Source organism: Pseudoxanthomonas sp. (assembly GCF_036845285.1).
In the GTDB taxonomy this organism is placed as follows: domain Bacteria; phylum Pseudomonadota; class Gammaproteobacteria; order Xanthomonadales; family Xanthomonadaceae; genus Pseudoxanthomonas_A.
The window spans coordinates 22,850-36,905 of the sequence record NZ_DAIUEE010000019.1 but is presented as its reverse complement, the minus strand read 5'-3'; the positions used below and the strand labels follow the sequence as shown (position 1 = coordinate 36,905).

12 protein-coding genes are annotated in these 14,056 nt (G+C 68.3%); 2 read left to right on the top strand and 10 right to left on the bottom strand.

The annotated features are described in order from the left end of the window. Nucleotides 1–24 precede the first annotated feature (24 nt). The 5 genes from V7060_RS17320 to V7060_RS17300 form a co-directional block, all read right to left on the bottom strand. A complete protein-coding gene (locus V7060_RS17320) occupies nt 25–2,139 on the bottom strand; it encodes a TonB-dependent receptor (protein WP_334180465.1) in 2,115 nt (704 codons plus the stop codon). A 133-nt stretch (nt 2,140–2,272) separates the two neighbouring features. Continuing rightward, nucleotides 2,273–4,561: a TonB-dependent receptor gene (locus V7060_RS17315; protein WP_334180464.1), complete on the bottom strand. Its 2,289-nt coding sequence runs from the start codon at nt 4,559–4,561 to the stop codon at nt 2,273–2,275. 99 nt (nt 4,562–4,660) lie between these two features. Continuing rightward, complete coding sequence (locus V7060_RS17310) at nt 4,661–5,821, bottom strand: FecR domain-containing protein (RefSeq protein WP_334180463.1); 1,161 nt, start codon at nt 5,819–5,821, stop codon at nt 4,661–4,663. Then, nucleotides 5,814–6,428 carry an RNA polymerase sigma factor gene (locus tag V7060_RS17305; RefSeq protein ID WP_334180462.1) on the bottom strand — a complete coding sequence of 205 codons (615 nt, stop codon included), beginning with the start codon at nt 6,426–6,428 and terminating at the stop codon, nt 5,814–5,816. The genes V7060_RS17310 and V7060_RS17305 overlap by 8 nt, the downstream gene beginning before the upstream one ends. A 236-nt stretch (nt 6,429–6,664) precedes the next feature. After that, a complete protein-coding gene (locus V7060_RS17300; protein ID WP_334180461.1) occupies nt 6,665–6,793 on the bottom strand; it encodes a hypothetical protein in 129 nt (42 codons plus the stop codon). Between the two features lie 58 nt (nt 6,794–6,851). Between V7060_RS17300 and V7060_RS17295 the strand changes: the two genes are divergently transcribed. Then, nucleotides 6,852–7,628: an SDR family oxidoreductase gene (locus V7060_RS17295; RefSeq protein WP_334180480.1), complete on the top strand. Its 777-nt coding sequence runs from the start codon at nt 6,852–6,854 to the stop codon at nt 7,626–7,628. On the opposite strand, the gene V7060_RS17290 is transcribed toward V7060_RS17295, so the two are convergent. Then, a complete protein-coding gene (locus V7060_RS17290) occupies nt 7,616–8,275 on the bottom strand; it encodes a hypothetical protein (RefSeq protein ID WP_334180460.1) in 660 nt (219 codons plus the stop codon). The two genes, V7060_RS17295 and V7060_RS17290, sit on opposite strands and share 13 nt — an antisense overlap. 126 nt (nt 8,276–8,401) lie before the next feature. Here V7060_RS17290 and V7060_RS17285 point away from each other — a divergent pair, with 126 nt between their 5' ends. Further along, nucleotides 8,402–9,457, top strand: coding sequence for a type 1 glutamine amidotransferase domain-containing protein (locus tag V7060_RS17285; protein WP_334180459.1), 1,056 nt, complete (start codon nt 8,402–8,404; stop codon nt 9,455–9,457). Nucleotides 9,458–9,464: 7 nt separating this feature from the next. On the opposite strand, the gene V7060_RS17280 is transcribed toward V7060_RS17285, so the two are convergent. From V7060_RS17280 to V7060_RS17265, 4 genes are read right to left on the bottom strand one after another with little or no spacing between them, the layout of a single operon-like run. Next, nucleotides 9,465–10,133, bottom strand: a complete 669-nt coding sequence (locus V7060_RS17280) for a DUF4124 domain-containing protein (RefSeq protein ID WP_334180458.1) — start codon at nt 10,131–10,133, stop codon at nt 9,465–9,467. Next, a complete protein-coding gene (locus V7060_RS17275; protein ID WP_334180457.1) occupies nt 10,130–10,840 on the bottom strand; it encodes a DUF4124 domain-containing protein in 711 nt (236 codons plus the stop codon). Before V7060_RS17275 ends, V7060_RS17280 begins: the two co-directional genes overlap by 4 nt. A gap of 60 nt (nt 10,841–10,900) precedes the next feature. Beyond that, on the bottom strand, nt 10,901–11,464 hold the full coding sequence (locus V7060_RS17270) for an L-threonylcarbamoyladenylate synthase (RefSeq protein ID WP_334180456.1): 564 nt from the start codon (nt 11,462–11,464) through the stop codon (nt 10,901–10,903). A gap of 28 nt (nt 11,465–11,492) precedes the next feature. Further along, nucleotides 11,493–13,985, bottom strand: coding sequence for a DNA topoisomerase I (locus V7060_RS17265; protein WP_334180455.1), 2,493 nt, complete (start codon nt 13,983–13,985; stop codon nt 11,493–11,495). Nucleotides 13,986–14,056 lie beyond the last annotated feature (71 nt).

Below are 14,056 nucleotides of genomic sequence, written 5' to 3'. Positions count from 1 at the left end.
GAAGCGGACGCCGGCCGGGGTGGGTTAGAAGCTGTAGCGGAAGACCACGCCATAGGTGCGCGGACGCAGGCGGTTGGCGACGCCCAGCGTGGTGCGCGCGTTGAGTGCGCCGTCTTCGTTGGTCAGGTTGTCGCCGTACAGGAAGGCCGACCAGCCGTTGTCCGATTCCACGCCGATGCGCGCATCGAGCATGGTGATGTCGTCGCCCGGCGAACCGGCGGTGAGAGCCGTTTCGCGCGCCGAGTCGTACACCACGCCCGAGCGCACCACGCCGCGCAGGTCGCTGGCGATGTCCCAGCTGTAGGCAGCCGACGCAGTCAAACTGTTGCGCGGCACGTTGTAGACGTCGGTGCCCTTGTTGAGCGGCGTGCCCGGCACGTCGGCCACGTAGGTCGCATCGATGATCGAACCGCCGACCTGCAGCATCAGCGACGCGCTGGGCGTGTACACCACGTTGACCTCCACGCCCTTGTTCTCGGTGCCCTTGGAGTTGGTCAGGCCGTTGATGGTCGAGGTAATCGGCACGCGCACGGCCACGCCTTCCCAGTCGCTGTAGAACACCGCACCTTCGACCAGCAGGCTGCCGTCGAGGAACAGCGACTTGGCGCCGAGTTCGTAGGTGGTGATCGAGTCCGGATCGATCGTCGACGGCAGTTCGATGCCGTTGGCTTCGGCCAGCAGGATGGACGAGATCGGCTGCAGCTGGCCGGAACGGAAGCCGCGCGCGGCGCTGGCATACAGCGTGGTGTCGTTCACCGGCTTGTAGGACAGCGACACGCGCGGGTTCCAGCTGTCGAAGGTGGCGTTGAGCGTGGAGGTGCGCGTGGTGGAGACCGAGATGGCGTCCACGTCGTCGCTGAAATAGCGGATGCCACCGGTCACCGCCCAGCGCGGGTCTGGCAGCTTGACGGTGACTTCGCCGAACACGGCGTACGCGTCGTTGGTCTGGCTGGAGCTGCTGGGTGCCGCAGTGCCGACCTTCGAGGCGTCGTTGCGCTCGGCTTCGCGCAGGTAGTAGCCCACCGTCCAGTCCACGGTGCGGTCGCCGGTTGAGGACCAGCGCAGTTCCTGCGTGCGCACCTGCAGGTTGATGTTGCTGACGTAGGTCGTGGTCGGGTTGAGCATGCCGTCGTTGGCGTAGTCGAGTTCCGCATCGGCGAACGAATAGAACAGTTCCGAGCCGCCGAAGTCGTAGGTGCTGACGAAGCTCGCGGTGTGCCACTCGTCGTCGTTGCTGTAGAACGAATTGGTGGTCAGGTTGTCCAGGGCGCCGTTGCCGCCGCCGGGTGCTTCGGACTTGTACGTCCAGTAGGCCAGGTCCATCGTCCACTGGTCGACCGGCGCGAAGCGCACCTTCACGCGGCCCGTCTTGACGCGCTGTTCGTTGATGTCCTTGTTGCCGGTGTTGTTGTCGTCGGTCCAGCCCGACAGCTTCTCGTCGGTCACGGCGACGCGCGCGGCCAGCCGGTCGTCGATCAGCGGAATGTTGACCACGGCCTTGCCGCCCCAGCCGTCGCTGCCGCCCTGGGTGGTGGAGGCCGAGGCTTCGATGGCGCCGCCGAATTCGTTGAAGTCGGGCTTGCGGGTCAGGATGCGGACGGTGCCGCCCATCGAGCCTTCGCCGAACAGCGTGCCCTGCGGGCCCTTGAGGATTTCGACGCGGTCGATATCCCACGAACGTGCTTCGGGATACCACGGCACGCTGACGCCGGTGAACGGAATCTCGTCGAGGTAGTAGCCGTTGTCGTTGCCGCCGAGCGAGCTGGACACGCCGCGGATCTGCACCTGGGTGAAGCCGCCGCCGTTGTCGACGGAGCCGGCACCGGGGGTCATGCTGATGATCTCGGCGACGTTGGTGATGCCGAACGCGTCGATCTGCTCGCCGGTCACCGCCGTCATCGCGATCGGCACGTCGATCTGCCGCTCGCTGCGCTTGCGCGCGGTGACCGTCACGGCGCCCAGTTCCTTCACGCTGTCCGGCTTTGCTTGCGTCTCCGTCGCGGTCGGTGTGCTGGCCTCGCTGTCCTGCGCATGGACATTGCCCACGAACAGCAGCGCGGTGGCGACACCCAGGCACAAGACCTTTCGGGCAGGAAGCACTCTGGCGGTAACGGACGAAGAACGGGCGATGCGATTCACGTGAACTCTCCTGGCGTCTTGGGGGCGCGGATGCGCGATCGAGGACCAGGCGGCGAACGTCCAGCCCTCTCAGAAAGCCGTGACGATCAAGTGAATCGAAAATGAAATTTTCGCTACGGAAATTTCTGTTGCATCAGTAACGGACCTCCAGCTCGATGCCGAGCGTGCGCGGCCGTAGTCGTGTCGCCACACCGCGCGTCGTCCGCGCGTCGTCGGCGCCCTGTTCGTTGGTCAGGTTGTCGCCGTACAACGCCAGGCTCCACCCCGTCGCGGTTTCCACGCCCAGCCGCACGTGCGCCGACAGGATGTCGTCGCCCGGCGATCCCTGCGTCAGCGAGGCCTGCCGCGCACTGTGGTAACGCACGCCGGCGCGCGCCACGCCCTGCATGCCGGTGGCGATCGCCCTCTGGTATTCACCGGTGGCGCCCCAGGTGAGGCGTGGCGTGTTGTAGACCGGCGAGCCGCGCGTGATGGCCGTGCCGGCGACGTCGGCGGTGTAGGCGGCATCGACCCACGCGGATTCCAGCTGGAAGGACAGGCTGTGGTGTGGCTTCCACGTCAGCCCGATCTCCGCGCCGTGGATCGCCGCACCATCGGAGTTGATCAGGCCGTTGAACACGTCCGTCACCGGTACCCGCACCGGCACGTCGCGCCAGCGACTCCGGAAGACGGCCGCCTCCAGCAGCACGCGGCCCTCGCGTGCCAGCGCCTTCGCACCGAGTTCGGCAGTGACGATGCGGTCGGCGGCGATGCGGGTCGGCAGCTCGATCCCGGCCGCCTGCGCCAGCAGGAACGAGGTGATGGGTTGCAGCTGGCCCGAACGGAAACCCTTGGCGAGGCTGGCGTAGACCGTGGTGTCGTCCGCCGGCGTCCACGCCACGCCCAGGCGCGGATTCCAGCTGTGGAACGCTTCGTCGAGCGTGGTCTGCGCATCGCTGGTCAGCGACACGCCCTGCACCCGGTCTTCGAAGTAGCGCAGGCCGAGGTTGATGCTCCATGCCGGATTCGGCAGTTGCACGGTGACATCGCCGAAGACCGCGCCGCCTTCGTTTTCCTGGCGTGCGCGACTGGGTGCGACGTCGCCGATGGCGCTGGCATCCAGGCGCCGCGCCTGGCGACGGTAAGCGCCCACGGTCCACGCCACGGTGCGCTGGCCGGTCGAACTCCAGCGCAGCTCGTGGGTCCGCACACCGATGTCGATCGCGGCGTCGTAGGCGGTATACGGCAGGATCTCGCCTTGCTGGTGCTGCGCGAGATCCGCTTCGGCATAGGTGTAGGTGATGGCCGACGCGTCTGCTTCGTACGTGCTCACCAGGTTGGAGGTGGTCCAGTCGGCGTCGCGTCCGTAGTGGTACGCGACCTGCATGGCATCGTCGGCGGCATAGCCGCCGCCCGGTGCGCTGGAGTGGTAGGACCAGTGCGCGGCATCCAGCCGCCACCGCGGCACCGGCAGGAAGGTGGCGCGGACGCGACGAGTGCGGACGTGCTGGGTGTTGATGTCGCGGCGACCATCGCGGGCATCGTCCACCCACCCCGGCAGCGATTCGTCCGTTGCCACGACGCGCACGGCGAGGCGATCCTCCAGCACGGGCAGGTTGGCCATCAGCTTCGCCGACCAGCCGCCGCCGCCGCCGCTCGCGGTCGACCAGCCGCCTTGTGCCAGCAGCGCTAACCGGTCCAGTTCGGGTTTACGGGTCAGGATGCGGACGGTGCCGCCCATCGAGCCTTCGCCGAACAGCGTGCCCTGCGGTCCCCTGAGCACCTCGACCCGGTCCAGGTCGAACGCGCGCGCGTCGGGATGCCACGGCACCGTCACGCCGGTGAACGGAATCTCGTCGAGGTAATAGCCATTGTCGTTGCCGCCCAGCGAACTCGACACGCCACGGATCTGCACCTGGGTGAAGCCGCCGCCGATATCGACCGTCGACGCCCCCGGTACCGAATCGATCGCCAGCGCAGCATTGGCGATCCCCATGCCATCGAGCTGCGGGCCGTCGAGTGCGGTGACTGCGAGCGGCACATCGATGCTGCGCTCGGTGCGACGCCTGGCCGTCACGCGTACCCCGGCCAGATCGGTCGGTACCGGTGCCGCCACCGTCTTCTGGGTGGCGGGCAAGGGACGCCGGACCGGCAGGTCGCGCGAAATGGTGACCACGCCATTGGCGCGGAAGGTGTAGCCGAAGCCGCTGTCGGCGAGCAGGCGGCGCAGGGCGTCTTCGTTGTCCAGCACGCCGCGCACCGAGGGAGTGCGGGGGGCGGTCTTCAGGTCGCCGATCGCGACGAACTGGATGCCGGACTGTTCGGAGAATGCGATGAGCGCGTCCTCCAGCGACTGCGGTGCGATGGAGAACGACGACGATCGTGCCGATCGATCCTGGGCCTGCGAGACCGCGATAAAGCAGGTGAGGCCGAGCAGCAGCATGATGCGCAGCCAACAGGAACCCTGTCCCCGTCGCTCAGCGCGGGGAACCGTCGCTCCCGGTCGGACTGCACGCGCGCTCAAGGTTCCTGCGGGTCTCCCTTATCTCCGGACCGTCGCGGCGCCCTGCGGTGCCGGGGATCTACCGTCCTGCAGGCGGGTGCTCGGCACGGTCGACACCAGCAGGATCTCGTCCTGGCGACGCACGACGGACAGCGAGAGCGCCTGGGCGACGCTGTCGAGCCAGACATCCAGGTCGGTGGTGCTCCAGCGTCCGGTCACCCGCATCTGCGCCAGCGTCGCGTCCTCGAGGATGATCGGTCGCCGCGAGTAGCGGTTGAGATCGGCCACCACGTTGCCGAGAGTCTCGCTGCGGTACGTGACCTTCCCGTGCAGCCAGGCCAGGGTCGACGCCGCGTCGAGCTCGACTGGACCGTCCAGCGGCCCGCCTTCGCGCAGCGTCGCGCTCTGGTTGGCGGCGAGCTGCACGACGTGGTTGGCGATGCCGCCGCCATGCGCCCGCAGATCGCTGACCTGCACATGTCCTTCGGTCACGATCACGCGGATGCCTTCATTGCGCTTCGCAACGCTGAAGTGCGTGCCCAGCGCCTGCGCCAGCGCCCCGTCTGCACGGACTTCGAAGGGCCTGGCCGGATCCTTGGCGACGGCGAAGTAGGCCTGGCCGCGGACGAGTTCCACCTGGCGACGCTGGCTGCTGAACTGCACGACGACTTCGCTGCCGGCATCCAGGTCGATGCGCGAGCCGTCGGGCAGATCGATGTTGCGCGGCGTGCCGGTTTCCGCTGCCAGGCGGATCTCGGTCGGTGCAGCAGGAGTGCTGAACTTCAGCGCGCCGACCAGCACGGCCAGCATCGCGACGCTGGCGGCCAAGGCGAGCCAGCGGCGCGGCCGGGTGCGCGTTGCCGTGCGCGGCGCTGGGGCCGTTGTCGAGCGGGGCTGGAAGGAGGCATGGGTGACGCCCGGTGCCGGCACCGCCACGCGCGCGCTGGCCACGGCCGTTGCCGCCTCGTTGTCGGCGCGTGCCTGCTGCGCGGCGATGACCTGCGCGGGATCGACGCCGGCGGCGGCATCCCAGAGCAGGTGGACGTCCTCGAAGGCCTGCGCGTGCAGCGGCGAGGCTTCCATCCATGCGTTCCAGGCGTCGATGTCGGCGTCCTGCAGGTCGTGGTCGCCCAGGCGGATCAACCATTCCGAAGCTTCCTGCAGCGCCTGCGCGCGGGTGGTGCTGAGGTGGTCACGCATGGTCAGCGCCTTCCCGGTCGTCCGTGAGTTCATCGAAGTGCATCTGGCAGAAGGCCAGCGCTCGTGCGACATGGATCCGCACCATTCTGTCCGTCAACGCCAGGCGTTCGGCGGCTTCCTTGAAACTGCATTGCTCCATGCGGACCAGGCGGAAGGCGTCGGCGCACTTGGGTGGCAGCTCGGCCAATACCGCCGGCAACCGTTCCATCACCCAGCGGGCCCTGGCCGAGCGCTCCGGGTCGGCCCCGGGGTCGGGCCAGAGGTCCACGCCGTCGGGTTCGGGCAGTTCCGTATAGGCCCGTCGCCGCAGCAGGTCGGTGGCCAGGTTCTGGGCGATCTTGAACAACAGCGCGCGCTGGAAGCTGATGACCTGATCGTTGCCCAGGTGGAGCAGGCGGGCGTAGGCCTCCTGCGCCACTTCGCGGGCGTCCTCGTACGAGCCGAGCCGCAACTGCAGCGACCGGATGAGGGTCGTGTTGAGGTTCCGGACCAGGTCGGCGGCCTGGCTCGCTCCCGTCTCCGATGGCGCAGGGCGGGCTGGCTCCGCGGATCCGGCCACCTGGGCAGGATCGGCGGCCTCGTCGGCGGGGTGGCGGGCGGGCTCCATAGACAGCTAGACGAAAGAAGGCGGGAAAAGTGAAATGGCGCGCCGTGCCCGGTCGTGCGGATGGGGACGCGATGGAGTGTAGCCGCAGGATTGTGCGTCGCGTCAAACCGGGCCGGCGGCCGGAATCGGCGATGTCCATCGACAGGATCGCAGGACGACCCATCGCGCGGCACACGCCGGCCATCCCGCCGCTGTGTTCGTCATTCCCCTCGCGTATCGCGTGACGTCAGCCTGTTTCAGGCCGCCACGCTGGCTGCGTCTGCCTGCGGTTCCGGCGGCTCGTCGGCCGGTGGCGGCCCGGGTGCGCGGCAGGCGGCGCAGGCCAGCAGCAGCGCGACAAGCAGGGTGAGGCGGAGCCTGGTCATGGCGACGGTCCTCCTGTGACGTGACGCTATGCTACGCCCATCGATGAAGGAGACGCATGTGGCGGCGAACCGGTGGCGACTGGAAGGGCAACTGGCACTGGTGACCGGCGCCAGCGCGGGCATAGGACTGGCGATCGCGCGCGAGCTGCTGGACTTCGGCGCGGACGTGCTGATGGTGGCGCGCGACGAGGATGCGCTGCAGGACGCGCGCGCCGACCTGGCCGACGAGTTCCCGGAGCGAACCCTCGTGACCCTGGCCGCCGACGTGGCCGATGACGAGGACCGCCGCGCCATCCTCGACTGGGTGGAAGACCACGGCGACGGCCTCAACATCCTGGTCAACAACGCCGGCGGCAACGTCACCCGTGCGGCGGTGGACTACACCGAGGACGAATGGCGCGGCATCTTCGAGACCAACCTGTTCTCCGCCTTCGAACTCTCGCGCTATGCGCATCCGTTGCTGACGCGCCACGCGGCATCGAGCATCGTCAACGTCGGCAGCGTGTCCGGCATCACCGCCGTGCGCAGCGGCGCGCCCTACGGCATGACCAAGGCCGCGCTGCACCAGCTGACCCGCAACCTGGCCGCCGAATGGGCCGAGGACGGCGTGCGCGTCAACGCCGTCGCGCCGTGGTACATCCGCACGCGCCGCACCTCCGGTCCGCTGTCGGATGCGGACTACTACGACGAAGTCGTCGCACGCACGCCGATGCGCCGTATCGGCGAACCGGAAGAAGTGGCCGCCGCCGTCGCCTTCCTCTGCCTGCCCGCCGCCAGCTATGTCACCGGCGAATGCATCGCGGTGGATGGGGGGTTCTTGCGTTACGGCTTCTGAGCCACCGCCTCCGGCGCACTGAACACCACGCGGCCGTCGGCATCCAGCACTTCGATGCGGGCGTCGCCGTCGCGGTCCACGCGCAGGCGGATGCGGTCCTTGCCGCTGGCATCGGCCAGCAGGATCTCGGCGTCGTTGCGTTCGTTCTGCACCACGATGCGGCGCGTGGCTTGCTTCGCGGCGTCCAGCACCTTCACGTGCGACGGCACGGCCTGGTTGATCTGCAGGCCGCTGCTGATCGGCTCGCCGTCGGCGCCGATGCGCGTCATCAGGCCGATGGCGTCCATGTTGGGATTGTCGAAGGCGAGTGCCGAGACTTTCCCGCCCTCCACGTCGGTCAGCGCCAGTCCGCCGACTTCGTTGCCCCTGCGGTCGTAGAACACCAGGCCCGCCGGGGTGACGGCGCGCTTGAAGGTCTCGCCGTTCAACATCGGTGGCGGGAAGCGTTGCTGGTTGGCCAGCACCACGCGCGACGCGCCATCGGCGTCCACGATGTCCAGCCGTTCCACCGTCAACCGTTCGAAGTGCGGGTCCGGTGCCTTGAAGGCCGTCAGCAGCACGGCGACGAAGGCGAGGGTCAGCGCGGCGGCATAGAGGCGCAGTACGCGCATCTCGCGTTGCAGGCGGTGCATCGGGTCGTGCGGCATCGGAGGTCCTTGCGAGGGAAACGCCGGAGTCTATCGGGCATGCCGCAGTGCGTGCGTCATTGCGATTGAAGTCCGTTTTACATGCGACGGATAGCGTGCATGTACCGATGAAGCACGGGAGCGGACATGAAACGTTGGATCAAACGCGGACTCTTGGCCTGTCTGGCGGGCATGCTGGTCGTGGGCGTGAGCGGCTTCGCCTACGTGTACACGCTGGACCTGGATGGCCAGCCGCCGGCGAGTGCGGACAGCACGGTGGCGGACCTGGATTTCACGCGCGATGCCATGCCGCGCACGCGCGGACGCATCCTGGCGGTGGTCACCAGCACGGCGCATTTCCCCGATGGGGAGAAGAAGGCAGGCTTCGAACTGACGGAACTGGCGCGGGCCTACTACGTGTTCCAGGCCAACGGCTACGAGGTGGATATCGCCAGTCCCCGCAGTGGATCGCCGCCGATGCGGCGCGACGACGAAGACATGGTCGCCGCCGACTACGCATTCCTCAACGATACCGATGCGCGCCGGAAACTCGATGGCAGCCTGCGGCTGGACGATGTCGATCCTGCGGACTATGCCGCGGTCTACTTCGTTGGCGGCAAGGGAACGATGTTCGATTTCCCCGACGACCCGCATGTGCAGCGACTGGTGCGTCAGGTGTACCAGGCGGGTGGCGTGATCGGCGCCGTCTGCCACGGACCTGCGGCGCTGCTGGAGGTGGCGCTGGACGATGGCACGCCGCTGCTGCGCGGTCGCCGCGTGGCGGGTTTCAGCAACGCGGAGGAATTGTTCCTGATCAAGGATGCACGCGTGCGGTTCCCCTATCTGCTGCAGGATCGCCTGCGGGAAAAAGGAGCGCACTACGTCGAAGGCCCGATGTACGTGGACACCACGGTCGTCGATGGCCGACTGGTCACGGGCCAGAACCCATGGTCGACGTGGTCCACCGCCGAGGCGATGGTGCGCGCGCTGGGCCATGAGCCGGTCACGCGTGCGCCGGGACGCGACGAACTCGCCGTGCAGATCCTGGCGGCGTATCACCGCGACGGCATCGACGCTGCGCGCGCCGTGCGCGCCGGCCACCCCGGCGCCGACAAGCGCCTGCTGCTGATGCATGCGCTGGTGGCCGGCATGCAGGGGCAGCTACGCGACGCCTGGCACCTGCAGTCGCTGGCACGCGGCTGAGCGCGGTCTACTGGCCGCAGCTGCTTTCGGCGACGATGCGCGCGACGCGCTCGTAGTCGGTGCGGTTCTTCTCGGCGTTCTCGGGGCGGGCGAAGCGGAAGGCGACTTCGGTTTCGTCGCGGCGCTTCTTCCATGCATCGCAGAGTGCGCCGTCGGGTACCCGCGCGCAGGTATCGCGGACGATCTCGCAGGCCTCGCCGGCGCCGGATTGCGGGTTGCCATCCAGCCCCACGGTACGCAGCGTCACGCAGCGCGACGCGGGTTCGTTGTCTTCGGTGACGTAGCTGCCACGGTCGTACGTCGTGCACTGGAACAGCACCGGCGGCGGCAGGCGGTTGGCGTCGGGCGCGAGCGGTGCAGGGGCATTCGCCGGTGCTGCACCGGGCGACGTGGTGGCCGCAGCTGCCGGCACGGGCGCAGGCGTGGCGGTGGGCGTCGCCTGGGGTGCAGTGCCGGTCTGGCCCGAACCCATCGGCACGGTATTGATGCCCTGCATGGTGCGCTGTTCCTGCTTCATGCCTTTGGGGCATGGCGCGTTCTGCAGCGTCAGCGCGCCACTGGCATCGGTGCAGCGGTAGATGACCACGTCGGCATGGGCGATTGGGGCGCCGAATGGCCAGGACAGGCTGGCGAGCGACAACAGGACGAAGGAACGTACGGCGGGTTTCATGCTCATCTGCAATCGTTGGCCAGGCGCGCATCGATACCGCGCTGTTCCAAGTCTAGCGTGCGGCGGTCGCTGGGCAGTGCCGCGCCGTACCGGCGCAGGATCTCGTAGCGGCGATCGGACAGGCGTGCGCACACTTCGTCCTGTGGCAGCGGATGGCAGGTGTCGCGTACCCAGGTGCCACCGGGGAAGAACACGGGGCCGTGGGGGTGGCCGCCGCCGGGCGGACGCGGTGGACGGCGATCCCCGCTTTCGAACGACAGATTGCCGTTGCCGATCGACACGCTGCCCGAGACGCTGCCGCCACCGCGTGGCCATGACGGATACGCCGGGTAGGCGATGCCGTACGGCACCCAGCGCGGATTGCCGTCGTCGTTGTCGCTCGTGTAGGTCTGGCCTTCGGGCGACCTGCATTCGTACATCGGCTTCGGCGGGGTCAGGTACACCACGCGGGTGGGCGGTGTCGGTGGCGCGGCAAGCGGGGTCGGCGCCGGCGCCGCGGCCGCAGGGGGCCGTGGCGGATCCTGTGGCCGCTGCATCGCGCGCACTTCCTGCCGTTCGCCCTTCAGGCACGGCGAGTCGCGCAGCGCGATGGTGCCGTTGGCTGCAACGCAGCGGTAGATGGTGACCTGGGCGCTGGTTGCCGGCTGCGCGTGAGCGACCGGCGGCAACCCGGGTAGCAGGGCGATCAGCAGAGGCAGGAATACGTGGCGCATGTCCGCATGGTGCGCGCCGGGGCGGTCGATGGAAAGGCGAGGGTGCGGCCCGTATGGCCGTCAGTCACGCAGCGACAGGCCGGTCAATGCGTCGCGGATCACGGTCGGACGGTCCAGGCCGCCGGTGGCGCCGGGGACCACGGCGTCGACGCGCGACAGCAGCGCCGGATCCAGCGCCGCCTGTTCGCTGACGGCCGGCTGGCCGCTGAGGTTGGCGCTGGTCGAGACCAGCGCACCGCCGTAGGCCTGGCACAGGCCAACCACCATCGGGTGTCCGCTGACGCGCACGGCGATGCCGCGGTGCGCGCCGGTGATCCAGCGCGGCGCCTGCGTGGTGGCGGGCATCACCCACGTATGCGGGCCGGGCCAGCTGGACAGCACCTCGGCCAGGCGATCGGTCGGTACCGCGGACACGTCGATCAGCGGTTTGAGCTGCTCCACCGTCGCGGCGATCAGGATCAGGCCTTTGTCGACCGGGCGCTGCTTGATCGCCAGCAGGCGGTGCACGGCACCCTCGTCGAACGGATCGCAGCCCAGTCCCCACACGGCTTCGGTGGGGTAGGCGACGATGCCGCCGCTGCGGATCGTCTCGGCCGCTTCCTCGATGGTCCGTTCGATGGGCATGGTCGGCTCGTGTCCTTCGAGCGGCGGATCAGAACGGTGCGTCGTCGTCGGCGGCGGCCTTGGCGGCCTTGCTCACCGTCTTCTTCGCCGCGGTCTTCGTGCTCGCGGTTTTCGCGGCCGTCTTCTTGGCGGTCTTCTTCGCGGGTGCCTTCTTGGCCGCGGCCTTCTTCGGCGCGGCTTCCTTCTTCACCGCGGCCTTCTTGGCCGGCGCCTTCTTGCCGAAGCCCTTGCGTACCGGCTTGCCGGTCTCTTCCAGCAGCTTCTGCACTTCCTCGAACGTCAGCGAGGCCGGCTCGCGGTCCTTCGGGATCTTGCCGTTGAGCTTGCCATCGCTGATGTACGGGCCGAAGCGGCCGTTGAGCACCTGGATGTCGCTGCCGTCGAACGCCTTGATGATGCGGTTGCGGGCGATCTCTTCCTTTTCCTCGATCAGGAACACCGCGCGCGCCAGGTCGATCGTGTACGGATCGTCTTCCTTTTTCAGCGAGGCATACACGCTGCCGCGCTTGGCGAACGGACCGAAGCGGCCGATGCCGACGCTGACCTCTTCATCCTTGTCCTGGCCCAGCTTGCGCGGCAGCTTGAACAGCTCCAGCGCGTCTTCCAGGGTGATGGTGTGCATCGACTGGCCGGGACGCAGCGAGGCGAACTCCAGCTTCTCGTCGGTGTCCTTGTCGCCGATCTGCGCATACGGCCCGTAGCGGCCGAGGCGCACGCTGACCGGCTTGCCGGACTTGGCATCGGTGCCCAGTTCGCGCGCACCTGTGGCTTCGCTGCGGTCGACGGTCTCGGCCTTCTCGTCCACCAGTTCCTTGAACGGGCCCCAGAACTTCTCCATCAGCGGTACCCACTCCTCCTCGCCGCGGGAGACGGCATCGAGCTCGTCCTCCAGCTTGGCGGTGAAGTCGTAGTCGACATACCGGGTGAAGTGGCCGGACAGGAACTTGGAGACCGCACGGCCCACGTCGCTGGGCTTGAAGGCGCGGCCTTCCATTTCCACGTACTTGCGGAAGATCAGCGTCTGGATGATCGAGGCGTAGGTGGAAGGACGGCCGATGCCGTATTCCTCCAGCGCCTTGACCAGCGCCGCTTCGGTGAAGCGCGGCGGCGGCTGGGTGAAATGCTGGTCGGCGTGGATGCGGTCCAGCGGCACGGTGTCGCCGGGCTTCATCGGCGGCAGCTTGCGGCCTTCGTCGTCGTCCTCGGCGGCCTTCTGGTCCTTGCCTTCCTCGTACACGGCCAGGAAGCCCGGATCGACCACCGTGGTGCCGCTGGCGCGGAAGCTGTGCTGGCTGCCGGCGGCCAGGTCGACGCTGACGGTGTTGAGCGTGGCCGGCACCATCTGGCAGGCGACGGCGCGCTTCCAGATCAGGTCGTACAGCTTGCGCTCGTCGTCGCTCAGGTATTTGGCCACCTGCGCCGGCGTGCGCAGCGCGCTGGTCGGACGGACAGCTTCGTGCGCTTCCTGCGCGTTCTTCGACTTGGTGACGTAGACGTTCGGCTTGTCCGGCAGCGCCTGCGTGCCGTAGTCGCGCGCGATGACGTCGCGGATCTCGGCCAGCGCGTCCTGCGACAGCGTCACCGAGTCGGTACGCATGTAGCTGATCAGGCCGACGGTGCCTTCGTCGCCGATGGCCACGCCTTCGTACAGTTTCTGCGCCACCTGCATGGTCTTGCGGGTGGTGAAGCCGAGCTTGCGCGAGGCTTCCTGCTGCAGCGTGGAGGTGGTGAACGGCGGCGCGGGACGGCGCTTGCGTTCCTTGCTGGTCACGTCGGTGACGTGCAGCGCGCCCTGCGCGGCCTGCTGGATGCGCAGGCGCGCGGCTTCGGCGGTATCGCCGTCGGTGACGGTGAACTGTTCGAACTTCTGCCCGTCCAGCCGGGTGAGCTTCGCGGTGAAGGCCTGGCGCGGATGCGCGCACTCGGCCTCGATGCTCCAGTACTCGCGGGCGATGAAGGCTTCGATCTCTTCCTCGCGCTCGACGATCATGCGTAGCGCCGGCGACTGCACGCGGCCGGCGGACAGGCCGCGCTGCACCTTGCGCCACAGCACCGGCGACAGGTTGAAGCCGACCAGGTAGTCCAGCGCGCGACGCGCCTGCTGCGCATCGACCAGGTCGCCGGCGATCTGCCGCGGCTGGCCCATGGCTTCCTTGATGGCGCGTGGGGTGATCTCGGTGAACACCACGCGGTGCAGCGGCTTGTCCTTGAGCAGGCCGCGCTCCTTCAGGATCTCGGCGATGTGCCAGCTGATCGCCTCCCCTTCGCGGTCCGGGTCGGTCGCCAGGAAGATGTCGTCGGCGGTCTTGGCGGCCTTGGCGATCGCATCGACGTGCTTCTCGTTCTTCTCGATCAGGTCGTAGCGCATCGCGAACCCGTTGGCCGGATCCACCGCCCCTTCCTTCGGCACCAGGTCACGGACGTGGCCGTAGGACGCCAGGACCGTGAAGTCCTTGCCGAGGTATTTGTTGATCGTCTTGGCCTTGGCGGGCGACTCGACGATGAGCAGGTGCTTGGGCATGTCAGGGGTTCAGGGGAGTTCGGGTGGGCCGTCCGGGGCCGGCAAGGGTGGCCCAGATACCGGCGCCAGAG

Coding starts and splice junctions, on each gene's coding strand:
- V7060_RS17275 (WP_334180457.1), bottom strand. CDS start 10,840: ATGCGCCACGTATTCCTGCCTCTGCTGATCGCCCTGCTACCCGGGTTG.
- V7060_RS17265 (WP_334180455.1), bottom strand. CDS start 13,985: ATGCCCAAGCACCTGCTCATCGTCGAGTCGCCCGCCAAGGCCAAGACG.
- V7060_RS17270 (WP_334180456.1), bottom strand. CDS start 11,464: ATGCCCATCGAACGGACCATCGAGGAAGCGGCCGAGACGATCCGCAGC.
- V7060_RS17315 (WP_334180464.1), bottom strand. CDS start 4,561: ATGCTGCTGCTCGGCCTCACCTGCTTTATCGCGGTCTCGCAGGCCCAG.
- V7060_RS17290 (WP_334180460.1), bottom strand. CDS start 8,275: ATGCCGCACGACCCGATGCACCGCCTGCAACGCGAGATGCGCGTACTG.
- V7060_RS17300 (WP_334180461.1), bottom strand. CDS start 6,793: ATGACCAGGCTCCGCCTCACCCTGCTTGTCGCGCTGCTGCTGGCCTGC.
- V7060_RS17310 (WP_334180463.1), bottom strand. CDS start 5,821: ATGCGTGACCACCTCAGCACCACCCGCGCGCAGGCGCTGCAGGAAGCT.
- V7060_RS17285 (WP_334180459.1), top strand. CDS start 8,402: ATGAAACGTTGGATCAAACGCGGACTCTTGGCCTGTCTGGCGGGCATG.
- V7060_RS17280 (WP_334180458.1), bottom strand. CDS start 10,133: ATGAGCATGAAACCCGCCGTACGTTCCTTCGTCCTGTTGTCGCTCGCC.
- V7060_RS17305 (WP_334180462.1), bottom strand. CDS start 6,428: ATGGAGCCCGCCCGCCACCCCGCCGACGAGGCCGCCGATCCTGCCCAG.